The organism is Pseudomonas veronii, from assembly GCF_001439695.1.
Classification (GTDB): domain Bacteria; phylum Pseudomonadota; class Gammaproteobacteria; order Pseudomonadales; family Pseudomonadaceae; genus Aquipseudomonas; species Aquipseudomonas veronii.
In genome coordinates, this window is sequence record NZ_JYLL01000035.1 from 1 (window position 1) to 24,796 (window position 24,796).

The 24,796-nt window shown below is 60.7% G+C and carries 25 protein-coding genes; 18 read left to right on the forward strand and 7 right to left on the reverse strand.

Features of this window, described 5'->3' with window-relative positions; all coding sequences use genetic code 11:
* The 4 genes from TU80_RS33160 to TU80_RS27015 form a co-directional block, all read left to right on the forward strand.
* Nucleotides 1–623 (forward strand): DUF2515 family protein (locus tag TU80_RS33160; protein ID WP_057005794.1); only part of this gene is annotated, 623 nt, incomplete at its 5' end.
* On the forward strand, nucleotides 620–1,231 hold the full coding sequence (locus tag TU80_RS27005) for a hypothetical protein (RefSeq protein WP_057005795.1): 612 nt from the start codon (nucleotides 620–622) through the stop codon (nucleotides 1,229–1,231). The genes TU80_RS33160 and TU80_RS27005, both read left to right, overlap by 4 nt.
* A 188-nt stretch (nucleotides 1,232–1,419) precedes the next feature.
* Complete coding sequence (locus TU80_RS27010) at nucleotides 1,420–2,055, forward strand: DUF2515 family protein (protein WP_057005796.1); 636 nt, start codon at nucleotides 1,420–1,422, stop codon at nucleotides 2,053–2,055.
* Nucleotides 2,052–2,666, forward strand: coding sequence for a hypothetical protein (locus TU80_RS27015; protein WP_057005797.1), 615 nt, complete (start codon nucleotides 2,052–2,054; stop codon nucleotides 2,664–2,666). The genes TU80_RS27010 and TU80_RS27015 overlap by 4 nt, the downstream gene beginning before the upstream one ends.
* A gap of 53 nt (nucleotides 2,667–2,719) precedes the next feature.
* Here the strand turns inward: TU80_RS27015 and TU80_RS27020 are convergent, their stop codons facing one another.
* Nucleotides 2,720–3,430, reverse strand: coding sequence for a tellurite resistance TerB family protein (locus TU80_RS27020; RefSeq protein WP_017844685.1), 711 nt, complete (start codon nucleotides 3,428–3,430; stop codon nucleotides 2,720–2,722).
* A 168-nt stretch (nucleotides 3,431–3,598) separates the two neighbouring features.
* Here TU80_RS27020 and TU80_RS27025 point away from each other — a divergent pair, with 168 nt between their 5' ends.
* The 8 genes from TU80_RS27025 to TU80_RS27060 all read left to right on the forward strand — a co-directional run bounded on the left by TU80_RS27025 (nucleotide 3,599) and on the right by TU80_RS27060 (nucleotide 13,692).
* Nucleotides 3,599–4,510, forward strand: a complete 912-nt coding sequence (locus TU80_RS27025) for a LysR family transcriptional regulator (RefSeq protein ID WP_017844684.1) — start codon at nucleotides 3,599–3,601, stop codon at nucleotides 4,508–4,510.
* A 132-nt stretch (nucleotides 4,511–4,642) separates the two neighbouring features.
* Nucleotides 4,643–6,100: a gamma-aminobutyraldehyde dehydrogenase gene (locus TU80_RS27030; protein WP_057005798.1), complete on the forward strand. Its 1,458-nt coding sequence runs from the start codon at nucleotides 4,643–4,645 to the stop codon at nucleotides 6,098–6,100.
* Between the two features lie 73 nt (nucleotides 6,101–6,173).
* The gene (gene ydcS / locus TU80_RS27035) at nucleotides 6,174–7,325 is read left to right on the forward strand and encodes a putative ABC transporter substrate-binding protein YdcS (RefSeq protein WP_017844682.1); all 1,152 of its coding nucleotides are present in this window, start codon (nucleotides 6,174–6,176) and stop codon (nucleotides 7,323–7,325) included.
* Nucleotides 7,326–7,445: 120 nt separating this feature from the next.
* A complete protein-coding gene (locus tag TU80_RS27040) occupies nucleotides 7,446–8,480 on the forward strand; it encodes an ABC transporter ATP-binding protein (protein ID WP_057005799.1) in 1,035 nt (344 codons plus the stop codon).
* A 1-nt stretch (nucleotide 8,481) separates the two neighbouring features.
* Nucleotides 8,482–9,405 (forward strand): ABC transporter permease, encoded by a 924-nt coding sequence (locus tag TU80_RS27045; protein WP_057005800.1) that lies wholly within the window; start codon nucleotides 8,482–8,484, stop codon nucleotides 9,403–9,405.
* Entirely contained in the window at nucleotides 9,395–10,204 is an 810-nt protein-coding gene (locus tag TU80_RS27050; RefSeq protein WP_010563467.1) for an ABC transporter permease, read from the forward strand. Before TU80_RS27045 ends, TU80_RS27050 begins: the two co-directional genes overlap by 11 nt.
* 82 nt (nucleotides 10,205–10,286) lie before the next feature.
* Complete coding sequence (locus tag TU80_RS27055) at nucleotides 10,287–11,711, forward strand: gamma-aminobutyraldehyde dehydrogenase (RefSeq protein ID WP_017844679.1); 1,425 nt, start codon at nucleotides 10,287–10,289, stop codon at nucleotides 11,709–11,711.
* Nucleotides 11,712–12,066: 355 nt separating this feature from the next.
* A complete protein-coding gene (locus TU80_RS27060) occupies nucleotides 12,067–13,692 on the forward strand; it encodes a glucan biosynthesis protein D (RefSeq protein ID WP_026139759.1) in 1,626 nt (541 codons plus the stop codon).
* Nucleotides 13,693–13,751: 59 nt separating this feature from the next.
* Here the strand turns inward: TU80_RS27060 and TU80_RS27065 are convergent, their stop codons facing one another.
* The 3 genes from TU80_RS27065 to TU80_RS27075 form a co-directional block, all read right to left on the reverse strand.
* On the reverse strand, nucleotides 13,752–13,937 hold the full coding sequence (locus tag TU80_RS27065; protein WP_017844677.1) for a hypothetical protein: 186 nt from the start codon (nucleotides 13,935–13,937) through the stop codon (nucleotides 13,752–13,754).
* Between the two features lie 271 nt (nucleotides 13,938–14,208).
* On the reverse strand, nucleotides 14,209–15,315 hold the full coding sequence (locus TU80_RS27070) for an NADH:flavin oxidoreductase/NADH oxidase (RefSeq protein ID WP_017844676.1): 1,107 nt from the start codon (nucleotides 15,313–15,315) through the stop codon (nucleotides 14,209–14,211).
* A gap of 225 nt (nucleotides 15,316–15,540) precedes the next feature.
* Nucleotides 15,541–17,442: a potassium transporter Kup gene (locus TU80_RS27075; RefSeq protein ID WP_057005801.1), complete on the reverse strand. Its 1,902-nt coding sequence runs from the start codon at nucleotides 17,440–17,442 to the stop codon at nucleotides 15,541–15,543.
* A 313-nt stretch (nucleotides 17,443–17,755) separates the two neighbouring features.
* On the opposite strand from TU80_RS27075, the gene rimO reads away from it, so the two are divergent.
* The 5 genes from rimO (at nucleotide 17,756) to tsaA (ending at nucleotide 21,696) form a co-directional block, all read left to right on the forward strand.
* Nucleotides 17,756–19,096, forward strand: a complete 1,341-nt coding sequence (gene rimO / locus TU80_RS27080) for a 30S ribosomal protein S12 methylthiotransferase RimO (RefSeq protein WP_046384502.1) — start codon at nucleotides 17,756–17,758, stop codon at nucleotides 19,094–19,096.
* Between the two features lie 115 nt (nucleotides 19,097–19,211).
* On the forward strand, nucleotides 19,212–19,685 hold the full coding sequence (locus TU80_RS27085; RefSeq protein ID WP_046384503.1) for a GNAT family N-acetyltransferase: 474 nt from the start codon (nucleotides 19,212–19,214) through the stop codon (nucleotides 19,683–19,685).
* A gap of 71 nt (nucleotides 19,686–19,756) precedes the next feature.
* Entirely contained in the window at nucleotides 19,757–20,467 is a 711-nt protein-coding gene (locus TU80_RS27090) for an rRNA pseudouridine synthase (protein WP_053254683.1), read from the forward strand.
* A 68-nt stretch (nucleotides 20,468–20,535) separates the two neighbouring features.
* Entirely contained in the window at nucleotides 20,536–20,997 is a 462-nt protein-coding gene (locus tag TU80_RS27095; protein WP_017844671.1) for a YehS family protein, read from the forward strand.
* A 3-nt stretch (nucleotides 20,998–21,000) separates the two neighbouring features.
* Nucleotides 21,001–21,696, forward strand: coding sequence for a tRNA (N6-threonylcarbamoyladenosine(37)-N6)-methyltransferase TrmO (gene tsaA / locus TU80_RS27100; protein WP_057005802.1), 696 nt, complete (start codon nucleotides 21,001–21,003; stop codon nucleotides 21,694–21,696).
* Nucleotides 21,697–21,813: 117 nt separating this feature from the next.
* On the opposite strand, the gene fpr is transcribed toward tsaA, so the two are convergent.
* Nucleotides 21,814–22,593: a ferredoxin-NADP reductase gene (gene fpr / locus TU80_RS27105; RefSeq protein WP_017844669.1), complete on the reverse strand. Its 780-nt coding sequence runs from the start codon at nucleotides 22,591–22,593 to the stop codon at nucleotides 21,814–21,816.
* A 125-nt stretch (nucleotides 22,594–22,718) separates the two neighbouring features.
* On the opposite strand from fpr, the gene TU80_RS27110 reads away from it, so the two are divergent.
* Nucleotides 22,719–23,645: a LysR family transcriptional regulator gene (locus tag TU80_RS27110; protein WP_046384505.1), complete on the forward strand. Its 927-nt coding sequence runs from the start codon at nucleotides 22,719–22,721 to the stop codon at nucleotides 23,643–23,645.
* Nucleotides 23,646–23,648: 3 nt separating this feature from the next.
* Here TU80_RS27110 and TU80_RS27115 read toward each other — a convergent pair whose 3' ends face one another.
* A complete protein-coding gene (locus TU80_RS27115) occupies nucleotides 23,649–24,011 on the reverse strand; it encodes a diacylglycerol kinase (RefSeq protein WP_017137081.1) in 363 nt (120 codons plus the stop codon).
* A gap of 75 nt (nucleotides 24,012–24,086) precedes the next feature.
* Nucleotides 24,087–24,737 carry a response regulator transcription factor ErdR gene (erdR, locus tag TU80_RS27120; protein ID WP_057005803.1) on the reverse strand — a complete coding sequence of 217 codons (651 nt, stop codon included), beginning with the start codon at nucleotides 24,735–24,737 and terminating at the stop codon, nucleotides 24,087–24,089.
* Nucleotides 24,738–24,796: the final 59 nt, after the last annotated feature.

Genomic DNA, 24,796 nt, shown 5'->3' on the forward strand with positions numbered 1-24,796 from the left:
CGAGCGTGCAACAGCTTTATCAACATGTGTACGAGATGATGGCGATGGGCAATACCACGCTGTTTTTGGATGTGTTTCCGTTGCATGCGTTTTATAAGGAGCGGGGGTTGGGGTTGCTTGAGACCTGCCTGTCCTCGCGCCAGAACATTTTTGAGGATGGGCTGCAGCGGGTGTTGTGGCCGGTGGGGCAGGTGAAGCTAAGGTTTGGTATTGATTACAAGGAAATTCTGCAAGCCTTCAAAGCCATTGACGCGGGCAATATTGAAGAAAGTGTTGTGCATCTGGCTTGGCACGAGCAACGAAATATTCTTCAACCAACCATGTATACCGACCAAAAATTAGTGGCTCTGCTACGTAGCAACCATCTTTCATACGTCACGGGCATACCGTCCGGAGCAGCACAGGCCATTGAGCTAACGCTGGCAAGCCAATGCCGCTCTGTTGATGACGGCAGGGTCATTGAGTTCAGCAACAACCCCATCGCCAACTTGGCCGATATCGATCAACGCATGACCTTCGTGCTCAAGGCCGCGGCGCAATTTGACAAGCTGTTAAATAGCGGTGAGCGGCATCGAATCGAACAAGCGCTGGATGATGTCGCTGCAGGTCGGGGCATGCGATGAACCGGCTCTCACAAGTAAACTGGCGACATGCCGCACTTGTATTGTTCGCTGCCGTACTACTGGTAGGAATGATACGTTTCTTCACCAGTACGCCAGAAATCGCACTGATGCTTGGGGAGCCTTGGGAAGACATGCGTCAGCGCTCCAGTGCAGCAATCGCCCCTGCTATTCCCGGAGAAATATGGGGGAGGCTACCAAAGTCCGATGCCCGTCTACGCTTCATAGACCCTCAATATGGATTCGTTACCCCGCCTGCCCGCTTCCTCGCGGTAAGTTTCGACAAGGAGCGCGTTGGTAGTATCCGCATGTCCCCCCAAATCGAACCGCTATTGCTCGATGACACCCTCAACGTCGTGCTGTATTTGCAAAAACAATGGAGCAATGCCGGCTGGCTGCCCATACGAGTCGCCTCCAACCCTCCATTCGCCGACACACCTGAATGGCGTGCTCGATTGCGAAATGTGAACCGGGGTGGCAAGTCTTACTGGCGGGCAGAAAACAAATACCAAGTCATGTTGGTAGTTGGGCGCTTCAAGGACTATCGGCATCCCACAGAAGAGCGGTACCTCATTACACTGGAATTATCCAGGCCGTGGGGGCTGCCATAAATAGATTTGTTAAATCGTTTCCACAGAACGTGAGAACGATCTTCATCGTGCGCAGGCATGCCTAGAGGGTGGCCTGAGGCACCCTTTTCACAGAACCAACCTACAAAAACCCGCGAAGCGTCCGACTACCAGGCTTTTCTCGCCGAGCCTAGCGTGCTAGTCCCTGCGAACAAAAGGACATCGCTGGCATGCGCCGCTATTTCATTACCCGAGGAGCCAAGACCACCGCTGGCGGGACCGTCGGCGGCGGTTTGAGGGGCTTTCGCATCACCAAAGTAGCCATCGCCCTTGAAGGTGAGGACCGGGGGTTGGGCTTGCTTGAGACCTGCTTGCGGTCGCGCCAGAACATTTATGAGGATGGACAGGATCGGGTGTTGTGGTCGGTGGGGCAGGAAAAGCTAAGGTTTGAGGGGGATTACCCGGAAATATTGCAGGCCTTCAAGGCGATTGACGATGGAGACATTGCCAAAAGTATTGAGCATCTGGCTGACCACGAACAACGAAACATTCTTCAACCGACCATGTACGGCGATCCAAAACTCGTGACCCTGCTACGTAGCAACCATCTTTCATACGTCACGGGCATACCGTCCGGGATCGCTCAGGCCATTGAACTGACACTGGCAAACCAATGCAGTCCCGCTGATGAAGGTCGGACCATTGATTTCAACAACAACCCCTTCGCCAATCTAGCCAATATCGATCAGCGTATGGCATTCGTGCTCAAGGCTGCAGCACGGTTTCACACACTGCTGCGCAGTACTGAGCGGCATCGAATCGAACAGGCGCTAGACGATATCGCTGAAAACCGGGGTGTTCAATGAGCCGGCTCGCGAAGATAGGTTGGCGACGTGGCGGACCGGGACTGGTCGTTGCCGCATCACTCGTATGGATAGCGCTACGCCTGGGCGCGGAAGATCCGGAAATTGCGCTGATGCTAGGCGAGCCCTGGGAAGACATGCGTCAGCGTTCCAGCGCAAGCATTGGCCCAGCCGTTTCGGGAAATTATTGGGGAACAGTACCGAAATCTGATGCTCGCCTGCGTTTCATAGACCCTCAGTATGGGTTTATGAGCCCGCCTGCGCGTTTCTTCATGATTAGATATAAGGATATGCGAGTCGCAGATCTCAGCTTGTCTCCCCAAGTAGAGCCACTACTGCTCGACGACACCCTCAAGGTCGTACTGGACTTGCAGGAGCAATGGCGCAAGGCAGGCTGGGAACCCATTCGAGTTGCGTCCAACCCTCCGTTCGCCGATACCCCGGAATGGCGTGCCCGGCTGCGCAATGTGAACCGAGGCGGCACATCCTATTGGCGAGCGAGCGACAAGTATCAAGTGATGCTGGTGGTTGGGCGATTCAAGGACGATAGACGTCCCACAGAGGAGCGTTACCTCATGACGCTGCAACTGGCCGCGCCATGGGGCCCTCCTTAGCCGCCCCCGATAGACCTGTCACTCCTGATCGCGCCCATCCATGGGAACGATCCCTAAAGCGTCGCCTGGCGCACCTGTTTCTCCAATTCAACCTTCAAACCGGGCTCTAACTTGAGCTGCCGCGCCAGCTCATCCAGGTACGCCTTCTCCATAAAGTTCTCCTCATCCACCAGCATCACACTGGCGATGTACATCTCGGCGGCCATTTCCGGGGTGCCGGCGGCCCGCGCCACGTCGGCCGGGTCGAGGGGTTTGTTCAGCTCGCCGTGCAGCCAGCTTTGCAATTCACGGTCGTTATCCAGCTTGTTGAATTCACCTTCGATCAGCGCGCGCTCGCGCTCATCCACATGCCCGTCGGCCTTGGCCGCCGCCACCAACGCCTTGAGGATGCCCTGGCTGTGTTGCTCGACCTGGGCTGGCGGCAGGCGGTCGATGGTCTGCGGCTCGCCTTGGGGCGCGCTGGCCTGTTGCGCCTGCCAGTTGCCATAGGCTTTGTAGGCGATCACGCCCAATGCCGCCAACCCGCCATAGGTCAGGGCCTTGCCGCCGAATTTGCGCGCCTTTTTATTGCCCAGCAGCAGGCCCATGGCCCCAGCGGCCAGGGCCCCGCCGCCAGCGCCGCCGAGCAAACTGCCGAGCCCGCCACTGCCGAGCAGGCCGCCGAGGGCGCCTTTGTCGTCGGATTTGCGCTGGCCGCCGGCCTTGTTCTGCAACATGTCCTGACCAGACTTGAGCAGTTGTTCGAGTAATCCACGGGTATTCATGCGTAGCCTCCAGACACCAGGGTTCATAAGACCAATAGACTCCCAGCGTAAAACTTAGCGCCAAAAAACCCCGATCTAGAGTGCTTCCAGATGTAACGCGGCTATCCTTCGGTTAAATCGATATACACTCGAGCAAATCGATAAAAACACCCCACTGGTAACTCCAGCATGATGACCTTGCGTCAGATCCGCCACTTCATCGCCGTGGCCGAGACCGGTTCGATCTCCGCCGCTGCGCAAACCGCGTTTATTTCGCAGTCGACCCTGACCCTGGCGATCCAGCAACTGGAACAGGAAATCGGCGTCAACCTGTTCAACCGCCACGCCAAGGGCATGACCCTGACCCACCAGGGCCATCAGTTCCTGCGCCAGGCGCACTTGATCCTGGCCACCGTCGACAACGCCAAGCGCAGCCTGCAGCAGAGCACCGACCAGGTGGCCGGGCAATTGATCGTCGGCGTGACCAGCCTGGTGGCCGGTTATTACCTGGCCGACCTGCTCACCCGCTTCCAACGCGCCTACCCCAATGTGGAAATCCGCGTGATGGAGGATGAGCGCCCGTACATCGAGCATTTGCTGGTCAGCGGCGAGATCGATGTGGGCGTGTTGATCCTCTCCAACCTCGAAGACCGCCACGCCCTGCAGACCGAAGTACTCACCCACTCGCCCCACCGCCTATGGCTGCCGGCGCAACATCCGCTGCTGGAGCACGACAGCATCAACCTGGCCGATGTGGCGCGTGAGCCGTTGATTCAGCTGAACGTCGACGAAATGGGCCACAACGCTCAACGCATGTGGGCCTCTGCCTGCCTGCAACCACACGTCACTTTGCGCACCGCCTCCACCGAAGCTGTGCGCAGCCTGGTGGCCGCCGGCCTGGGCGTGTCGATCCAGCCGGACATGACCTACCGCCCCTGGTCCCTGGAAGGCGACATTATCGAAGCGCGCCCCATCGCCGACCTCAGCCAGACCCTCGACGTCGGCCTCGCCTGGCGCCGTGGCACCGCGCGCCCGGCGCTGGTCGACCCGTTCCTGACCGTGGCGCGGGAACAGCCGCACCCGCGCAAGCCATCTATTTAATCGAATGCTGCATTCAGTATTTAGTATTTGTTGACCTCGCGCCTGACCTCTAGTCTCTGTGCATCCATAAGAGAAAGTCGGGCGCCTTGTAAGAGAACGCCCATGGCCACACAAGAAAAGAGATCGCGAAAAATGTCCGCTGCGCCCACCCCGCTGCTCACTGCGTTGCTGATCGACGGCGAACTGGTCCAGGGCCAGGGCTTTGTCGAACCGATTCTCAACCCAGCCACGGGCGAAGTGCTGACTCAGATCGCCGAAGCCAGCATCGAACAGGTCGAAACCGCGATCCTTGCCGCCCACCGCGCATTTGCCGGCTGGTCCCGCACCACGCCGCAGCAACGTTCGAACATTCTGCTGGGCATCGCCAATGCCATCGAGCACCAAGCCGACTACCTGGCCCGCCTCGAATCCCTGAACTGCGGCAAACCGTTGCACCTGGCCCGCCAGGATGACTTGAGCGCCACCGTCGATGTGTTCCGCTTCTTTGCCGGCGCCGTGCGCTGCCAGACCGGCCAGCTCAGCGGCGAATACCTGCCGGGCTACACCAGCATGGTGCGGCGTGACCCGATTGGCGTGGTGGCCTCGATTGCGCCGTGGAATTACCCGCTGATGATGGCCGCGTGGAAGATCGCTCCCGCCCTGGCCGCCGGTAATACCCTGGTGTTCAAGCCGTCGGAACACACGCCGCTGTCGATCCTCGCCCTCGCTCCAGCGCTCAACCAGTTGTTGCCGCGCGGGGTGATCAACATTGTGTGCGGCGGCGGCGAAGGCGTCGGCAGCCATCTGGTCAGCCACCCGAAGGTGCGGATGGTGTCGTTGACCGGCGATATCGTCACCGGACAAAAGATCCTGCAAGCCGCGTCGAAAACCCTTAAACGCACGCACCTGGAACTGGGCGGCAAGGCGCCAGTGATTGTGTGCAACGACGCCGACCTGCAAGCCGTGGTCGAAGGCGTGCGCGCCTACGGTTACTACAACGCCGGCCAGGACTGCACCGCCGCGTGCCGTATCTACGCCCAGGCGGGGATTCACGACAAATTGGTCGCCGACCTGGGCGCGGCGGTCAGCAGCCTGCGCTTTGCCGGCAAGCGCGATGCCGACAACGAACTCGGCCCGCTGATCAGCACGCGCCAGCGCGACCGCGTCGCCAGCTTTGTCGAACGCGCCCTCGGCCAGCCGCATATCGAACGCGTCACCGGCGCCGCCGTGCATTCCGGCGCGGGCTTCTTTTATCAGCCGACCTTGCTCGCCGGCTGTAAACAAAGTGATGAAATCGTCCAGCGCGAAGTGTTCGGCCCGGTGGTCACCGTGACCCGCTTCGACGAACTGGAACAAGCGGTGGACTGGGCCAACGACTCCGAATACGGCCTGGCCTCGTCGGTGTGGACGCAGAACCTGGACAAGGCCATGCAGGTCGCGGCGCGCCTGCAATACGGCTGCACCTGGATCAACAGCCATTTCATGCTGGTCAGCGAAATGCCCCACGGCGGCTTGAAGCGCTCCGGGTATGGCAAAGATCTGTCCAGCGATTCGCTACAGGACTACAGCGTGGTGCGGCACATCATGGCCCGCCACGGCCAGCACCTTTAAAACAACAACTAAGCTCAAGCGTCACCGGCTGCAAAAAACTGCCCCGACCATAATTAAAGAAGAGGGATTCCCCATGTCCGCGCATAAGACCGCACTGCTCAGTGCCCTGACCACCGCGCTGCTGGCCAGCGCCAGCCTGCAGGCCGCCGAACCGCTCAAAGCGGTAGGCGCCGGCGAAGGCCAGTTGGATATCGTCGCCTGGCCCGGCTATATCGAACGGGGCGAAAGCGACAAGGCTTACGACTGGGTCACAGGTTTCGAGAAGGAAACCGGCTGCAAGGTCAATGTGAAAACCGCCGCCACCTCTGACGAAATGGTCAGCTTGATGGCCAAGGGCGGTTACGACCTGGTCACCGCGTCAGGCGATGCGTCGCTGCGGTTGATCGTCGGCAAGCGGGTGCAGCCGATCAATACCGCGTTGATTCCCAACTGGAAGACTATCGACCCGCGCCTGAAAGACGCGCCGTGGTACGTGGTCGGCCAGCAAACCTACGGTACTCCGTACCAGTGGGGGCCGAACGTGCTGATGTACAACACCAACGTGTTCAAGACCGCGCCCACCAGCTGGAATGTGCTGTTCGAGGCGCAGAACCTGCCGGACGGCAAGCCGAACAAAGGCCGCGTACAAGCCTACGACGGCCCGATCTACATCGCCGATGCGGCGCTGTACCTCAAGTCGACCAAGCCGGAGCTGGGCATCCAGAGCCCCTACGAACTGACCGAAACCCAGTACAAAGCCGTGCTCGACCTGTTGCGCGCACAGCAACCGTTGATCCACCGCTACTGGCACGACACCACCGTGCAGATGAGTGACTTCAAGAACGAAGGCGTGGTCGCCTCCAGCGCCTGGCCGTATCAGGTCAACGGCCTGATCAACGAGAAGCAGCCGATTGCCTCGACCATTCCCAAGGAAGGCGCCACCGGCTGGGCCGACACCACCATGCTGCACAGCGAGGCCAAGCACCCGAACTGCGCCTACAAATGGATGGACTGGTCGCTGCAGCCGAAGGTCCAGGGCGATGTCGCCGCCTGGTTCGGCTCCCTGCCGGCGGTGCCGGCGGCCTGCACCGGCAGCGAATTGCTCGGCGCCGAGGGCTGCAAGACCAACGGCTTCGACCAGTTCGACAAGATCGCCTTCTGGAAAACCCCGCAGGCTGAGGGCGGCAAGTTCGTGCCGTACAGTCGCTGGACCCAGGATTACATTGCGATCATGGGCGGGCGCTAATCCCCCCTGTGGGAGGGGGCTTGCTCCCTCCCACATTGAGCACATTCACCGATGTTCTGTTTTTTCAGAAGTCCAGGCCGGGCCGCTGCGACGACCCGCGCCTTTTGGGAGCACCGCACCATGACGCTTGCAGTCCAATTCACCCACGTTTCCCGTCAGTTCGGCGAAGTGAAAGCCGTTGACCGGGTTTCCATCGATATCCAGGACGGCGAGTTCTTTTCCATGCTCGGCCCTTCCGGCTCGGGCAAGACCACCTGCCTGCGCCTGATCGCCGGGTTCGAGCAGCCGAGCGCAGGCTCGATCCGGATTCATGGCGAGGAAGCCGCCGGCTTGCCGCCGTATCAGCGTGACGTCAACACGGTATTCCAGGATTACGCGCTGTTCCCCCACATGAATGTGCGCGACAACGTGGCCTACGGCCTGAAAGTCAAAGGCGTGGGCAAGACCGAGCGCCTCGACCGCGCCGAAGAAGCCCTGACCATGGTCGCCCTCGGCGGCTACGGCGAGCGCAAGCCGGTGCAGCTCTCCGGCGGCCAGCGCCAACGGGTCGCCCTGGCCCGCGCGCTGGTCAATCGCCCGCGCGTGTTGCTGCTGGATGAACCGCTGGGCGCCCTCGACCTCAAGCTGCGCGAACAGATGCAAAGCGAGCTGAAAAAGCTGCAACGTCAGTTGGGCATCACGTTTATCTTCGTGACCCACGACCAGACCGAAGCGCTGTCGATGTCCGACCGCGTGGCCGTGTTCAACAAGGGCCGCATCGAACAGGTCGACACCCCGCGCAACCTCTATATGAAACCGGCCACCGCGTTCGTCGCCGAATTCGTCGGCACCTCCAATGTGATTCGCGGCGAGTTGGCCCAGCGCCTCAGCGGCAGCCCGCAGCCGTTCTCGATCCGCCCGGAGCACGTGCGCTTTGCCGAAGGCCCGCTGGCGGCCGACGAAGTGGAAATCAGCGGCCTGTTGCATGACATCCAGTACCAGGGCAGCGCCACCCGCTACGAACTGAAACTGGCGAACGGCCAGGCGTTGAACATCAGCCAGGCGAATAACCAGTGGCTGGACATCAGCAACGGCTATCAGGTCGGCCAGCCCATCACTGCACGCTGGGCGCGGGCCGCCATGACCACCCTGACCGACCACGCAGGCGAGGTGTGACATGAGCCTGACCCAAGCGCCGATGCGCAGGTTTTCCAACCTGCTGTATCGCAGACCCAACCTCTACCTGGCAATGCTGCTGATACCGCCGCTGATCTGGTTCGGCGCGATCTACCTGGGCTCGTTGCTGACCTTGCTGTGGCAGGGCTTCTACACGTTCGACGACTTCACCATGGCGGTCACGCCGGACCTGACCCTGGCCAACTTCGCCGCATTGTTCCAGCCATCGAACTTCGACATCATCCTGCGCACCCTGAGCATGGCGATTGTGGTGTCGCTCGCCAGCGCCATCGTCGCCTTCCCCATCGCCTATTACATGGCGCGCTACACCACGGGCAAGACCAAGGCGTTCTTCTATATCGCGGTGATGATGCCGATGTGGGCCAGCTACATCGTCAAGGCATATGCCTGGACCCTGCTGCTGGCCAAGGGCGGCGTAGCGCAATGGTTTGTGCAGCACCTGGGCCTGGAGCCGCTGTTGCAGTTCGTGCTGGGAATCCCCGGCGTGGGCGGCAGCACCTTGAGCACCTCGCACCTGGGGCGGTTCATGGTGTTCGTCTACATCTGGCTGCCGTTCATGATCCTGCCGATCCAGGCGTCGCTGGAACGTTTGCCGCCGTCGTTGCTGCAAGCCTCGGCCGACCTGGGCGCCAAGCCGCGCCAGACCTTCATGCAGGTGATCCTGCCGCTGTCGGTGCCGGGGATTGCCGCCGGTTCGATCTTCACGTTTTCGCTGACCCTGGGCGACTTCATCGTGCCGCAGCTGGTCGGGCCGCCGGGTTACTTCGTCGGCGGCATGGTGTACGCCCAGCAAGGCGCCATCGGCAACATGCCCATGGCCGCGGCGTTCACCCTGGTGCCAATCGTGCTGATCGCGGTTTACCTGTCCATCGTCAAACGTCTGGGGGCCTTCGATGCACTCTGAGAAATCATCCATCGGCTTGAAGATTGCGGCCTGGGGCGGCTTGGTGTTTCTGCACTTCCCGATCCTGATCATCTTCCTGTACGCCTTCAACACCGAAGAGGCAGCGTTCAGCTTTCCACCCCAGGGCTTCACCCTGAGGTGGTTCAGCGTGGCGTTCGCCCGCCCGGACGTGCTCGAAGCGATCAAGCTGTCGCTGCAGATCGCGGCGATCGCTACCCTGATCGCCATGGTCCTCGGTACCCTCGCTTCAGCCGCGCTGTATCGCCGCGAGTTCTTCGGCAAGCAAGGCGTGTCGCTGATGCTGATCCTGCCGATCGCGCTGCCGGGGATCATCACCGGTATCGCCCTGCTGGCGACGTTCAAGACGTTGGGCATCGAGCCGGGGATGTTCACCATCATCGTCGGCCACGCGACCTTCTGCGTGGTGATCGTCTACAACAACGTCATCGCCCGCTTGCGCCGCACCTCCCACAGCCTGATCGAAGCCTCGATGGACCTGGGCGCCGACGGCTGGCAGACCTTCCGCTACATCATCATGCCCAACCTCGGCTCGGCGCTGCTGGCCGGCGGCATGCTGGCGTTTGCGCTGTCGTTCGACGAAATCATCGTCACCACCTTCACCGCCGGGCATGAGCGCACCTTGCCGCTGTGGCTGCTCAACCAGTTGAGTCGCCCACGGGATGTGCCGGTGACCAACGTGGTGGCGATGCTGGTGATGATCGTGACGATGTTCCCGATTCTGGGTGCCTATTACCTGACCCGCGGCGGTGAAAGCGTGGCAGGCAGTGGCGGTAAATAATGTGGGTATTGGAGAAGTGCCCCCCCACACTCAGAGCCGGTTTCTTCAGGGCAATAACAACAGTTTTTTGGAGGAGTGAACCATGCAAACCAAACTCTTGATCAACGGCCAACTGGTCAAAGGCGAAGGCCCGGCGCAGGCCGTATTCAACCCGGCGTTGGGCCGTGTGCTGGTGGAAATCAACGAAGCCAGCGAAGCCCAGGTCGACGCCGCCGTGCGGGCCGCCGATGCAGCGTTTGAAAGCTGGTCACAGACCACGCCCAAGGATCGCTCGCTGTTGCTGCTGAAACTGGCGGACGTGATCGAAGCCCACGGCGAAGAACTGGCCAAGCTGGAATCGGACAACTGCGGCAAACCCTACAGCGCCGCACTGAACGACGAGATCCCGGCGATTGCCGACGTGTTCCGCTTTTTTGCCGGTGCCAGCCGCTGCATGAGCGGCTCGGCCGGCGGTGAATACCTGCCGGGCCACACCTCGATGATCCGCCGCGATCCGGTGGGCGTGATCGCCTCCATCGCCCCGTGGAACTACCCGCTGATGATGGTCGCCTGGAAAATCGCCCCAGCCCTGGCCGCCGGTAATACCGTGGTGCTCAAGCCGTCGGAACAAACCCCGCTGACCGCATTGCGCATGGTCGAACTGGCGTCGGAGATCTTCCCGGCCGGCGTGCTCAACCTGGTCTTCGGCCGTGGGCCCACCGTGGGCAGCCCGTTGGTGAACCACCCGAAAGTACGCATGGTGTCGCTGACCGGCTCCATCGCCACGGGCGCCAACATCATTTCCAACACCGCCGACCGCGTGAAGCGCATGCACATGGAACTGGGCGGCAAGGCGCCGGTGATCATCTTCAACGACGCGGACATCGACGCGGCGGTGGAAGGCATCCGCACCTTCGGTTTCTACAACGCCGGCCAGGATTGCACCGCGGCGTGCCGTATCTATGCCCAAGCGGAAATCTACGACGCGTTCGTCGAGAAGCTCGGCGCGGCAGTCGCCAGTATCAAGTACGGCTTGCAGGATGACCCGACCACCGAGCTGGGCCCGCTGATCACCGCGCAACACCGCGACCGCGTGGCCGGTTTCGTCGAACGTGCCGTGGCGCAGCCGCATATCCGTCTGGTGACTGGTGGCAAGGCGGTGGAAGGCAATGGCTTCTTCTTTGAGCCGACGGTTTTGGCCGATGCGCAGCAGGACGACGAGATCGTGCGCCGCGAGGTGTTCGGGCCGGTGGTGTCGGTGACCAAGTTCGCCGATGAGGCACAGGTGCTGGGCTGGGCCAACGATTCGGACTACGGTCTGGCGTCATCCGTATGGACCGCCGACGTGGGACGCGCCCATCGCTTGGCTGCGCGCTTGCAGTATGGCTGCACCTGGGTGAACACTCACTTCATGCTCGTCAGCGAAATGCCTCACGGCGGTCAGAAACTGTCGGGGTATGGCAAGGACATGTCCATGTACGGGCTGGAGGACTACACCACCGTGCGCCATGTGATGTTCAAGCACTGAACCTCGCCCTGATACCTTGACTGTAGGAGCAAGCTTGCTCGCGAAGAACGCCAACGATAATGCGGGGCATCCGATTAAACGCGGTGTCCAGGCGCCTGTCGCGAGCAAGCCCCCGCCTACATTGGATCTTCATAATTCCTGGGTAATGTGCTCACTCAAAGCCCGGAAATGTCTTGTCGCATTTGCCAAGCCATCATCCCGCCATCAATCATTTTTCCTACGCCATCGAACCGCTTAAGCTATGCGGCGTCTGTTTAATGTCCGTTGCGTTTGGCCGAAGGCATGTCCGAACCGTTATCTTTGATCCAGCACGCGCCAGGGCCGGCGCGGGATTTGCTCACGACAGGTTGTCTCTATGCACCGCAGGAATTTGCTTAAAGCGTCCATGGCCATTGCGGCTTACACCGGTTTATCGGCCAGCGGCCTGTTGGCTGCGCAAGCCTGGGCCGGGAACCGCGCCGCCGACGGCAAGGCCGTGGCGTTCGACTTCGAAACGCTGAAGACCCAGGCCAGGCAACTCGCCGGGACCGCGTATAAAGACACCAAACAGGTGCTGCCGCCCACCCTGGCGACCATGACCCCGCAAAATTTCAACGCCATCGGCTACGACGGCAAACACTCGCTGTGGAAGGAAGTGAACGGCCAGTTGGACGTGCAGTTTTTCCACGTCGGCATGGGCTTCAAGACGCCCGTTCGCATGCACGCCGTCGACCCCACGACCCGCGAGGCCCGCGAAGTGCATTTCCGCCCTTCGCTGTTCAACTATGAAAAAACCACGGTCGACACCCAACAACTGACCGGCGACCTGGGTTTCTCCGGCTTCAAGCTGTTCAAGGCGCCGGAACTGGATCGCCATGACGTGCTGTCGTTTCTCGGCGCCAGTTACTTCCGCGCGGTGGATTCCACGGGGCAATATGGCCTTTCCGCACGCGGCCTGGCGATCGATACCTACGCGAAAAAGCGCGAGGAATTCCCCGACTTCACGCAGTTCTGGTTCGAAACCCCGGATAAAAATGCCACGCGCTTTGTGGTCTACGCCCTGCTCGACTCGCCGAGCGCCACCGGCGCCTACCGTTTCGATATCGACTGCCAGGCCAACCAGGTGGTCATGGCAATCGACGCCCATATCAATGCGCGCACCGCCATCGAACAACTGGGCATCGCGCCGATGACCAGCATGTTCAGTTGCGGCACCCACGAGCGGCGCATGTGCGACACCATCCACCCGCAGATCCACGACTCGGACCGCCTGGCAATGTGGCGCGGCAACGGCGAGTGGATCTGCCGCCCGCTGAACAACCCGGCCAAGCTGCAATTCAATGCGTTCGCCGACACCGACCCGAAAGGCTTCGGCCTGGTGCAGACCGACCATGAGTTCGCCAGCTACCAGGACACCGTCGACTGGTACAGCAAGCGCCCAAGCCTGTGGGTCGAACCGACCACCGCGTGGGGCGAAGGCTCGATCGACCTGCTGGAGATCCCGACCACCGGCGAGACTCTGGACAATATCGTGGCCTTCTGGACCCCGAAAAAACCGGTGGCCGCCGGTGATTCACTCAACTATGGCTACAAGTTGTACTGGAGCGCCCTGCCACCAGTGAGCACGCCGTTGGCGCAAGTCGACGCCACGCGTTCAGGCATGGGCGGCTTCACCGAAGGCTGGGCACCGGGCGAACATTACCCGCCAGTCTGGGCGCGGCGGTTTGCCGTGGACTTCAAGGGCGGCGGCCTGGATCGCCTGGCAGCCGGCACCGGGATCGAGCCGGTGGTGACCTGTTCCCACGGCGAGGTGAAAGACTTCAGCGTGCTGGTGCTCGACAGCATCAAGGGCTATCGCATCCTCTTCGACTGGTACCCGACCAGCGACAGCGTGGAGCCAGTGGAACTGCGCCTGTTTATCCGCACGCAGGACCGCACCTTGAGTGAAACCTGGTTGTATCAGTACTTCCCGCCGGCACCGGAGCAGCGTAAATACACCTGACACCGTGACCGACCATGTGAGCGCGGGCTTGCCCGCCCCCACATGGGGTCACAGCCCGCTCAGAACCGCGACACACTCTTCATCGCCCCAATCAAATAGCGCATCGCCACCTGATCGTTCTCGGTCAGGGCGCGATACTGTGCGAGCAATTCAGCTTCATCGGAACTCAACCTTCGGGCACGCAAGGACACCCTGCGGGTCAGAAAAGACGCCACCACACCCGCTACACCATAGGACTTGGCCATGGACTGTTTCTCCTGATATCGATCAAAAACTCCGTGTGCCCATTACCCGCCTGCCGTGAAGCGCAATGCCTCGGTAGACAAACCGACTGGCTCCCTGGGCCAGAAATCAGGCGTACTCTAAGCGTAGAAACAATCTCATGACGTGTGGGATTTTTTTAGAGTATTCACTTAAATAATTGGGTCAGGAATAAATACCTACAGCCCTATCCCACAGCTCCTGGCAAAAAAAACCCACCGGATAAGGGTGGGTTTTGTTGGAACCTAAGAAGGCTCAATCCCTGAGATCAGACTCATGAATCGGCTGCTCCCGATGGGTCGCCCGCTGGTACTGGGCCGGCCAGGTCGCCTTGCGCCCGCCCAGGTCATCGTCGGCATGCAATGGCCAATACGGGTCACGCAGCAGCTCGCGGGCGAGGAAGATGATGTCGGCCTGGCAGGTGCGCAGGATGTGTTCGGCCTGGGCCGGCTCGGTAATCATGCCCACGGTGCCGGTAGCGATGCCCGACTCTTTGCGCACACGCTCGGCAAACCGCGTCTGGTAGCCGGGGCCGATGGGGATCTCGGCGTTGGCGGCGGTGCCGCCGGAGGACACGTCGATCAGGTCGACCCCCAAAGCTTTCAGGCGACGTGCCAGTTCCACGGTTTCATCGGGGTTCCAGCCGTCCTCCACCCAATCGGTGGCTGACACCCGCACAAACAGCGGCAGGTCTTGCGGCCAGACTTCGCGCACCGCTTCGGTGACTTGCAGCACCAGGCGGATACGGTTTTCAAAGGTGCCGCCGTACTGGTCCTGACGCTGATTGCTGATGGGCGAGAGGAATTGATGCAGCAGGTAACCGTGAGCGGCGTGGATCTCCACCACTTTGAAACCGGCGGTCAACGCGCGCTTGGCGGCGGCGACGAAGTCGGCGATCACTTGCTCGATCTGCGCCTCGTCCAGCGACCTGGGCTGCGTATGGTTCGGGTCAAAGGCAATCGGCGAGGGCCCCACCGGCACCCAGCCGCCGTCTTGCGGCTTGAGGCTGCCGTGTTTGCCGATCCACGGCCGATGGGTGCTGGCCTTGCGCCCGGCGTGAGCCAATTGAATCCCGGCCACGGCGCCCTGGGCAGTGATAAAGCGCGTGATACGTTGCAGCGGGGCGATCTGTGCGTCGTTCCACAGGCCCAGGTCTTCGGCGGTGATACGGCCCTCGGCGGTCACGGCGGTGGCTTCGGTGAAAATCAGCCCCGCCCCGCCGACAGCGCGGCTGCCGAGGTGGACCAGGTGCCAGTCGTTGGCCAGGCCATCGACGCTGGAGTACTGGCACATCGGCGACACGGCAATGCGATTGAGCAGGGTCAATTGGCGCAGGGTATACGGTTCGAGCAACTGACTCATGGCGCACCTCTTCTTGGCTTTTTGGGCACTTCTGTAGGAGCGCGCTTGCTCGCGAAAGCCTCATGGGCACCGCGTTTATCCAGGATCGACGCGTTACCGTTAAGGTTTTTCGCGGGCAAGCCCGCTCCTACACAACAGTGCTTAGAGCCTAGTCGACAACGGGGGATTGCACAGGGTTCAGAAGACAAAGCGGGAGCCGATTGCCGGCTCCCGTCCAACAACCGCTTACATTTCGACCTGGGTACCCAGCTCGATCACCCGGTTGACCGGGAGTTTGAAGAACCGCAGGTTGCCGTTGGCGTTCTTCAACATGAACGCAAACAAGCCTTCGCGCCAACGGGCCATGCCTTTGATGCGCGAGGCGATGACCGTTTCGCGGCTGAGGAAGTACGTGGTACGCATCGGGCTGAAATCCAGATCATCCAGGTGGCACAGCTTCAGCGCTTCGGGCACGTCCGGCTCATCGGTGAAACCGAAGTGCAGGATCACGCGGAAGAACCCTTCGCCGTAGGCATCCACCTCGAAGCGCCGTGCGGCGGGAACGCGGGGAATGTCTTCGTAGACCACCGTCAGCAACACCACTTGCTCGTGCAACACTTGGTTATGCAGCAGGTTATGCAACAGCGCATGGGGCACCGCGTCGGGCCGCGCGGTGAGGAACACCGCGGTGCCCTGCACGCGATGGGGCGGCTGCACGCGGATACTGCTGATAAAGATCGGCAGCGGCAGGCCGCCTTCGTCGAGGCGGTCCATCAGCAGTTCCTTGCCGCGTTTCCACGTCGTCATCAGGATAAACAGCACAATCCCCGCCAATACCGGGAATGCACCGCCCTGGACGATTTTCGGCACGTTGGCGGCGAAGAACAGCCCGTCGACCAACAGGAAACCGATCAGCACCGGAATCGCCAACACCGGTGGCCATTTCCACAGCAACAGCATCACTGCCGACACCAGGATGCTGGTGATCAGCATGGTGCCGGTCACCGCCACGCCGTAGGCCGAAGCCAGCGCGTTGGACGACTCGAAGCCCAGCACCAGCAGGATCACGCCGACCATCAGCGACCAATTCACCGCGCCGATATAGATCTGGCCCTGTTCGGCGCTGGACGTATGCTGAATGTGCATGCGCGGGATGTAACCCAGTTGGATCGCCTGACGGGTCAGGGAGAACGCGCCGGAAATCACCGCCTGGGACGCAATCACCGTGGCCAGGGTAGACAACACCACCAACGGAATCAGCGCCCAGCTCGGTGCGAGCAGGTAGAACGGGTTACGCGCCGCTTCGGGGTTTTCCAGCAGCAACGCACCTTGGCCGAAATAGTTGAGCACCAGCGCCGGCAGCACCAGGGCGAACCAGGCACGCGCAATGGGTTTACGCCCGAAGTGGCCCATGTCGGCGTACAGCGCTTCGGCACCGGTCAATGCCAGCACCACGGCGCCGAGAATCGCCACACCCATGCCAGGGTGGACCATGAAGAAACGCACACCCCACACCGGGTTCAATGCGTTGAGCACTTCCGGATGCTGGCTGATGCCATGCACGCCCAGGCCCGCCAGCACCAGGAACCACAACACCATGACCGGCCCGAACAGCTTGCCGATACGGTCGGTGCCATGTTTCTGGATCAGGAACAGCCCCACCAGCACCACCAGCGACAGCGGTACGACCCAGCGTTCAAGCCCTTCGAAGGCCAGCTCCAGGCCTTCTACCGCCGAGAGCACCGAGATTGCCGGGGTGATCATGCTGTCGCCGTAAAACAGCGCAGCGCCGATCAACCCGAGAATCACCAGCACCGAACGCAGCTTCGGATACGGCGACGCCGCTCGCCGCGCCAACGCAGTGAGGGCCATGATCCCGCCCTCGCCCTGGTTATCGGCGCGCAGGATGAACAACACGTACTTGATCGAAACGACCCAGATCAGCGACCAGAAGATCAGCGCCAGTATCCCCAACACACCATCATGGTTGACCTGAACCCCATACCCTCCACCGAACACCTCTTTAAGGGTATAGAGCGGGCTGGTCCCGATATCGCCATAAACCACCCCGACCGCTGCCACCAGCATGCCAATCGGCTTGGCATTGGAATGCTCGGCACCCGCTGCCTGACTACTTGCCTGACCCATCAACCACTCCTGCCCTATGACCTGAGGTCTCTTATAAACAACGCATCTAAGCTGACCTTAGCATGCGCTGTTTTACTTCTCGTAACAGACGTTTTGTTGACCCAAGGATTTCACCCGTTCGCAACGGCGCGAAGCATAGCGCAGCACTCGTCGTATTTCCCTGCATAAAGCTGGTCAAGTGCGTTGCCCGTCGCTAGAATTGCGCACTTTTTGATCAGAGGCACAAAAGCATGCTCTTTTACGAGCGCGCCAAGTGCCCGTCTACCGCCTTGTCGTGCCCGACGGGCGGCGTCATTCAATACCGAGGTTAGACATGTCCACCACCATCGCAAAAGCCAACCCCAAGGTCGGCTTTGTTTCCCTGGGCTGCCCGAAGGCTCTGGTCGACTCCGAACGCATCCTGACGCAACTGCGCATGGAAGGTTATGACGTCGTGTCCACTTACCAGGACGCGGACGTGGTGGTGGTCAACACCTGTGGCTTCATCGACTCGGCCAAGGCGGAATCCCTGGAAGTGATCGGCGAGGCCATCAAGGAAAACGGCAAGGTCATCGTCACCGGCTGCATGGGCGTGGAAGAAGGCAATATCCGCAACGTACACCCGAGCGTGCTGGCCGTGACCGGCCCGCAGCAGTACGAGCAGGTGGTCAACGCCGTGCATCAAGTGGTGCCGCCGCGCCAGGACCACAACCCGCTGATCGACCTGGTGCCGCCGCAAGGCATCAAGCTGACCCCGCGCCACTACGCGTACCTGAAGATTTCCGAAGGCTGCAACCACAGTTGCAGCTTCTGCATCATCCCGTCGATGCGCGGCAAGCTGGTCAGCCGCCCGGTGGGCGATGTGCTGGACGAAGCCCAGCGCCTGGTCAAATCCGGCGTTAAAGAACTGCTGGTGATCTCCCAGGACACCAGCGCCTACGGCGTCGACGTGAAATACCGCACCGGTTTCTGGAACGGCGCGCCGGTGAAAACCCGCATGACCGAGCTGTGCGAAGCCTTGAGCAGCCTGGGCGTGTGGGTGCGCCTGCACTACGTGTACCCGTACCCGCACGTGGACGAGCTGATCCCGTTGATGGCCGCCGGCAAGATCCTGCCGTACCTGGACATCCCGTTCCAGCACGCCAGCCCGAAAGTGCTCAAGGCCATGAAACGCCCGGCCTTCGAAGACAAGACCCTGGCGCGCATCAAGAACTGGCGCGAGATCTGCCCGGAACTGATCATCCGTTCGACCTTCATCGTCGGCTTCCCGGGCGAAACCGAAGAAGACTTCCAGTACCTGCTCGACTGGCTGACCGAAGCCCAGCTGGACCGCGTCGGCTGCTTCCAGTACTCGCCGGTCGAAGGCGCCCCGGCCAACCTGCTGGACCTGGCCGTAGTACCGGATGACGTCAAGCAAGACCGTTGGGAGCGCTTCATGGCGCACCAGCAGGCGATCAGCTCGGCGCGCCTGCAACTGCGCATCGGCAAGGAAATCGAAGTGCTGATCGACGAAGTCGACGAGCAAGGCGCCGTAGGCCGCTGCTTCTTCGACGCCCCGGAAATCGACGGTAACGTATTTATCGACGATGCCAGCGGTTTGAAGCCGGGTGACAAGGTCTGGTGCACCGTGACCGATGCCGACGAATACGACCTGTGGGCCGAAAAGCGCGACTGATCGCATCAGGCGCGGATAAAAAAGTGAAAAAGCCCTGCTTCTGGACAAGATGCGGGGCTTTTTTAGGTCTATCGTTTTGCCCATCGACACCGAACATCCACAAAGGGCAGCGGGCATGCGTCAGCATTCGGTTATCCACACCCCAAAAACCAGCGACTACGCCGAGTTGGCGCGGATCTGGGAGGCGTCGGTGCGCGCCACCCATGACTTTCTGCCGGACAGCTACATCACGCTGCTGAAAAACCTGGTGCTGACCCGCTACCTCGATGCGGTGATGCTGATCTGCACCAAGGACACGCGCCAGCGCATCACCGGGTTCGCCGGGGTGGCCGCGGGCAAGGTCGAGATGCTGTTCATCGACCCGCAGCACCGTGGCCAGGGCCTCGGCCGGCAATTGCTGCGTTACGCGATCGAGCGCATGAACGCCGATGAGCTGGACGTCAACGAACAGAACCCGCAGGCGCTGGGCTTTTACTTCAAGCAAGGCTTTGAAGTCATCGGCCGCACGGAGCATGATGGCCTGGGGCAGCCTTATCCGCTGCTGCACATGCGTTTGCGCCAGGTGCAGCAAGAGGCGCGTCGGGGCTAAATGAAATGGGGCCGGGATTAACCGCGCCCACACAGGTACAATAGCGGCCCCCTTTTGCTACGGCCCTTGTCATGACTGACCCCATACGCCTCTCCAAACGCCTTATCGAACTGGTCGGTTGCTCCCGTCGGGAGGCTGAGCTGTTTATCGAAGGCGGCTGGGTCTCGGTGGACGGTGAAGTGATCGACGAGCCACAGTTCAAGGTCACCACCCAGAAGGTCGAACTGGACCCCGAGGCCAAGGCCACCGCGCCAGAGCCTGTGACCATCCTGCTGCACGCGCCGGTGGGCGTGGATGCCGAGACGGCAATGGCGTCGATCAGCGCCGAAACGCTGTCGGAAGAACACCGCTTCAGCAAGCGCCCGCTCAAGGGTCACTTCCTGCGCCTGACCGCCAGCGCTGACCTGCAAGCCAAGGCCAGCGGCCTGCTGGTGTTCACCCAGGATTGGAAGATTCTGCGCAAACTGACCGCCGATGCCGCCAAGATCGAGCAGGAATACGTGGTGGAGGTCGAAGGTGACATGGTTGCTCACGGCCTGAACCGCCTCAACCATGGCCTGACCTACAAAGGCAAAGAGCTGCCGGCGGTGAAAGCCAGCTGGCAGAACGAAAACCGCCTGCGCTTTGCGATGAAAAACCCGCAACCGGGGGTGATCGCCTTGTTCTGCGAAGCTGTCGGCTTGAAAGTCATCGCCATCCGTCGTATCCGCATCGGCGGCGTGTCCATCGGCAAGGTGCCGGTCGGCCAATGGCGTTACCTGTCCGGCAAAGAGAAGTTCTGAGCCACTCCCCCTTTTTCGACACCGCCTGCGTGGGCGGTGTCCACCGTTGAAAACCAGGATTGCCCACCATGATTCACAACGACGTACTGCGCAGCGTGCGCTACATGCTCGACATCAGCGACAACAAGATGGTCGAGCTGATCAAACTCGGCGGCATGGACGTGACCAAGGAAGACCTGCTGACTTACCTCAAGAAAGACGAGGAAGAAGGCTTTGTGTTCTGCCCGGACGAGGTCATGGCGCACTTCCTTGACGGCCTGGTGATTTTCAAGCGCGGCAAGGACGACAGCCGTCCGCCGCAACCGATCGAAACCCCGGTGACCAACAACATCATCCTCAAGAAGCTGCGCGTGGCCTTCGAACTGAAGGAAGACGACATGCACGCCATCCTCAAGGCTGCCGAGTTCCCGGTGTCCAAGCCTGAGCTGAGCGCGCTGTTCCGCAAGTTCGGCCACACCAATTACCGCACCTGCGGCGACCAGTTGCTGCGCAACTTCCTCAAGGGCCTGACCCTGCGGGTTCGCGCGTAAGCCATGAGTTACCAGGTCTCGCCCGTCGGCTTCGTGCGCTCCTGCTTCAAGGAGAAGTTCGCCATCCCGCGCCAACCGCAACTGGCGCCTGCCGCCCGCGGCGTGCTGGAGCTGGTCGCGCCGTTCGACCACGGCGAGGCGGTGCAGGGCCTGGAGCAGGTCAGCCATGTGTGGCTGCTGTTTCTGTTCCACCAGGCCCTGGAAGACAAACCCCGCCTGAAAGTGCGCCCGCCCCGTCTGGGCGGCAATAAGTCCATGGGCGTGTTTGCCACCCGTGCGACCCATCGGCCCAACGGGATTGGCCAGTCGGTGGTGAAGCTGGACAAGGTCGAACCGGGCCGGTTGTGGATCTCCGGGATCGATCTGCTCGATGGCACGCCGGTGCTGGATATCAAGCCGTATGTGCCGTATGCCGACATTGTCGACAACGCCGCCAACGGCATCGCCAATGGCACGCCGCCACTGATTCCCGTGCAGTGGCTGAAGACGGCTCTGCACCAGGCGCAAGACCACGCTCAGCGCCTTGCTGAACCGCTGGTGGCGTTGATCGAACAGTGTTTGGCGCAAGACCCGCGGCCGGCCTATCAAACGCCCGGGCCCGAGCGGGAATATGGCGCGCAGTTCTGGGACGTGGATGTGCGCTGGCACTATCCCGAGGCGAGCGTCATCTGTGTGCTGGAAGTGATTGCAGCTAAATAAACCGAAAACCAATGTGGGAGGGAGCTTGCTCCCGATAGCGGCGGGTCAGTCACCGGATGCATTGACTGACACTCAGCAATCGGGAACAAGCCCCCTCCCACATTTTTTTGACCGCGTTTACTTCTCGACGAAGGCGCGTTCGATCAGGTAGTCACCCGGCTCACGCATGCGTGGCGAAACTTTCAGGCCGAAGCTGTTCAACACTTCGCTGGTCTCGTCCAACATGCTTGGGCTGCCGCACAACATGGCGCGGTCGTCCTGGGGGTTGATCGGTGGCAGGCCGATATCGCGGAACAGCTTGCCACTGCGCATCAGGTCGGTCAGACGGCCTTGGTTTTCGAACGGCTCGCGGGTCACGGTGGGGTAGTAGATCAACTTTTCACGCAGGGCTTCGCCGAAGAATTCATTCTGCGGCAGGTGCTTGGTGATGAATTCGCGGTAGGCGACTTCGTTGACGTAACGCACGCCGTGGCACAGGATCACTTTTTCGAAACGCTCGTAGGTTTCCGGGTCCTGGATCACGCTCATAAATGGCGCAAGGCCGGTACCGGTGCTGAGCAGGTACAGGTGTTTACCCGGCTTCAAATCGTCAAGCACCAGGGTGCCTGTCGGTTTTTTGCTGATGATGATCTCGTCGCCTTCCTTCAGATGCTGCAACTGGGAGGTCAGCGGGCCATCAGGCACCTTGATGCTGAAGAACTCCAGATGCTCTTCCCAGTTCGGGCTGGCAATCGAATAAGCGCGCATGAGCGGGCGGCCGTTGGGTTGTTGCAGGCCGATCATCACGAACTGACCGTTCTCGAAGCGCAAGCCCGGATCGCGGGTGCACTTGAAGCTGAACAGAGTGTCGTTCCAGTGATGAACACTGAGGACACGCTCGTGGTTCATGTTGCTCATGTACGGGGGACTCCTGGAGATGGGTCTGCGCCAAAATGATAAGTGCGCAATTGCACAGCATTCTAATGGCGGCGACAATATCTGTTAACTGGATTATTAAGATAAGGGTTATCGGTTATATCGATATGCGATTTACTCTCCGTCAGCTGCAAGTCTTCGTCGCCGTCGCCCAGCAGGAAAGCGTCTCACGCGCTGCTGGCCTTCTGGCCTTATCTCAATCCGCCGCCAGCACCTCAATCACCGAGCTGGAGCGTCAATCCAGCTGTCAGTTGTTCGACCGGGCGGGTAAACGCCTGAGCCTTAACGCCCTCGGCCGTCAGTTGTTGCCCCAGGCGGTAGCCCTGCTGGATCAGGCCAAGGAGATCGAAGACCTGCTCAACGGCAAGTCTGGCTTCGGTTCACTGGCCGTCGGCGCCACGCTGACCATCGGCAATTACCTGGCCACGCTGCTGATCGGCAGCTTCATGCAGCAGCACCCCGAGAGCCAGGTGAAGCTGCACGTGCAGAACACTGCACATATCGTGCACCAGGTTGCGCATTATGAAATTGACTTGGGTCTAATCGAAGGCGACTGCAGCCACCCGGATATCGAAGTGCAGACCTGGGTGGAAGATGAGCTGGTGGTATTTTGCGCGCCTCAGCATCACCTGGCCCAGCGCGGTGTCGCCAGCATGGAAGAATTGACCCACGAAGCGTGGATCCTGCGCGAACAGGGCTCGGGTACGCGCCTGACCTTTGATCAGGCTATGCGCCATCATCGTAGCGCGCTGAACATTCGCCTCGAGCTGGAACACACCGAAGCGATCAAGCGTGCGGTGGAGTCGGGGCTGGGGATTGGCTGCATTTCCCGGCTGGCGCTGCGCGATGCTTTCCGCCGCGGCAGCCTGGTACCGGTAGAAACCCCGGACCTGGACCTGGCCCGGCAGTTCTACTTCATCTGGCACAAGCAAAAGTACCAGACCTCGGCGATGCGCGAGTTTCTCGAGCTGTGCCGCGCCTTCACCGCCGGGGTTCAGCGCAGCGACGAAATCGTGCTGCCGAACATTGCCTGAGGCTTAGATCAGGATCACGGCCCACACCAGGGTGATCATGGTCAGTGCCACGAATTGCGCGGCGCTGCCCATGTCCTTGGCGTTTTTCGACAGTGGGTGACGGTCCAGGGAAATGCGGTCGATGGCCGCTTCCACGGCCGAGTTGAGCAACTCGACGATCAACGCAAGCAGGCACACCGCGATCAACAGCGCCCGTTCGACGCGGCTGACATGCAGGAAAAAACTCAGCGGGATCAGGATGACGTTCAGCAACACCAACTGACGGAAGGCCGCCTCACCGGTGAAGGCTGCGCGCAGGCCATCCAGGGAATAGCCCCCTGCGTTAAAGATACGTTTGATACCGGTTTGACCCTTGAAAGGCGACATAGATGTAGGCAACTGAACCAAAGAAGTGGGAAAACTAGATCACGCAAAGTCAAAAAAGCGTGAATCGACAATAGCTTAATGCTGCGAAATTGACTCAAGTTGTTGCAAGAGCAACGCCGCCTGGGTTCGCGTTCGCACCCCCAGCTTGCGAAAGATCGCGGTGACGTGGGCCTTGATGGTCGCTTCCGACACGCTCAACTCGTAAGCGATCTGCTTGTTCAACAAGCCTTCGCAGACCATGGTGAGCACCCGGAACTGCTGGGGCGTCAAGCTGGCCAGGCCATCGCGGGCAGCCTTGGCTTCGTCGGACACGTTGATCTCTTCAAACGCTTGCGGCGGCCAGGACACATCGCCCTCCAGCACCGCGCGCACGGCTTTCTGGATCTTTTCCATGGAGCTCGATTTGGGAATGAAACCGCTGGCGCCAAACTCCTTGGAGCGCACCACCACATCGGCTTCTTCCTGAGCCGAGACCATCACCACGGGAATCTGCGGGTATTGCCCGCGCAACAGCACCAGCCCCGAAAACCCATAGGCGCCAGGCATGTTCAGGTCGAGCAGCACCAGGTCCCAGTCGGATTTTTCGGTGAGGCGGGTTTCCAGCTCGGCAATGCTGGCCACTTCAACCAGACGGACATCGGGGCCCAAGCCCAGCGTTACTGCCTGATGCAGCGCACTGCGAAACAGCGGGTGGTCATCAGCTATCAGGATTTCGTATGTGGCCATTGATTAAATGATCCTGTTTTTTATGGCAGCCCTGATGGGTTCAGGGTTCGCCAATACAC

Coding starts and splice junctions, on each gene's coding strand:
- TU80_RS27005 (WP_057005795.1), top strand. CDS start 620: ATGAACCGGCTCTCACAAGTAAACTGGCGACATGCCGCACTTGTATTG.
- tsaA (WP_057005802.1), top strand. CDS start 21,001: ATGAGTTACCAGGTCTCGCCCGTCGGCTTCGTGCGCTCCTGCTTCAAG.
- TU80_RS27085 (WP_046384503.1), top strand. CDS start 19,212: ATGCGTCAGCATTCGGTTATCCACACCCCAAAAACCAGCGACTACGCC.
- TU80_RS27015 (WP_057005797.1), top strand. CDS start 2,052: ATGAGCCGGCTCGCGAAGATAGGTTGGCGACGTGGCGGACCGGGACTG.
- TU80_RS27020 (WP_017844685.1), bottom strand. CDS start 3,430: ATGAATACCCGTGGATTACTCGAACAACTGCTCAAGTCTGGTCAGGAC.
- rimO (WP_046384502.1), top strand. CDS start 17,756: ATGTCCACCACCATCGCAAAAGCCAACCCCAAGGTCGGCTTTGTTTCC.
- TU80_RS27115 (WP_017137081.1), bottom strand. CDS start 24,011: ATGTCGCCTTTCAAGGGTCAAACCGGTATCAAACGTATCTTTAACGCA.
- erdR (WP_057005803.1), bottom strand. CDS start 24,737: ATGGCCACATACGAAATCCTGATAGCTGATGACCACCCGCTGTTTCGC.
- TU80_RS27065 (WP_017844677.1), bottom strand. CDS start 13,937: ATGGCCAAGTCCTATGGTGTAGCGGGTGTGGTGGCGTCTTTTCTGACC.
- ydcS (WP_017844682.1), top strand. CDS start 6,174: ATGTCCGCGCATAAGACCGCACTGCTCAGTGCCCTGACCACCGCGCTG.
- TU80_RS27060 (WP_026139759.1), top strand. CDS start 12,067: ATGCACCGCAGGAATTTGCTTAAAGCGTCCATGGCCATTGCGGCTTAC.
- TU80_RS27010 (WP_057005796.1), top strand. CDS start 1,420: ATGCGCCGCTATTTCATTACCCGAGGAGCCAAGACCACCGCTGGCGGG.
- TU80_RS27050 (WP_010563467.1), top strand. CDS start 9,395: ATGCACTCTGAGAAATCATCCATCGGCTTGAAGATTGCGGCCTGGGGC.
- TU80_RS27025 (WP_017844684.1), top strand. CDS start 3,599: ATGATGACCTTGCGTCAGATCCGCCACTTCATCGCCGTGGCCGAGACC.
- TU80_RS27110 (WP_046384505.1), top strand. CDS start 22,719: ATGCGATTTACTCTCCGTCAGCTGCAAGTCTTCGTCGCCGTCGCCCAG.
- TU80_RS27040 (WP_057005799.1), top strand. CDS start 7,446: ATGACGCTTGCAGTCCAATTCACCCACGTTTCCCGTCAGTTCGGCGAA.
- TU80_RS27055 (WP_017844679.1), top strand. CDS start 10,287: ATGCAAACCAAACTCTTGATCAACGGCCAACTGGTCAAAGGCGAAGGC.
- TU80_RS27030 (WP_057005798.1), top strand. CDS start 4,643: ATGTCCGCTGCGCCCACCCCGCTGCTCACTGCGTTGCTGATCGACGGC.
- TU80_RS27075 (WP_057005801.1), bottom strand. CDS start 17,442: ATGGGTCAGGCAAGTAGTCAGGCAGCGGGTGCCGAGCATTCCAATGCC.
- TU80_RS27045 (WP_057005800.1), top strand. CDS start 8,482: ATGAGCCTGACCCAAGCGCCGATGCGCAGGTTTTCCAACCTGCTGTAT.
- TU80_RS27070 (WP_017844676.1), bottom strand. CDS start 15,315: ATGAGTCAGTTGCTCGAACCGTATACCCTGCGCCAATTGACCCTGCTC.
- TU80_RS27095 (WP_017844671.1), top strand. CDS start 20,536: ATGATTCACAACGACGTACTGCGCAGCGTGCGCTACATGCTCGACATC.
- fpr (WP_017844669.1), bottom strand. CDS start 22,593: ATGAGCAACATGAACCACGAGCGTGTCCTCAGTGTTCATCACTGGAAC.
- TU80_RS27090 (WP_053254683.1), top strand. CDS start 19,757: ATGACTGACCCCATACGCCTCTCCAAACGCCTTATCGAACTGGTCGGT.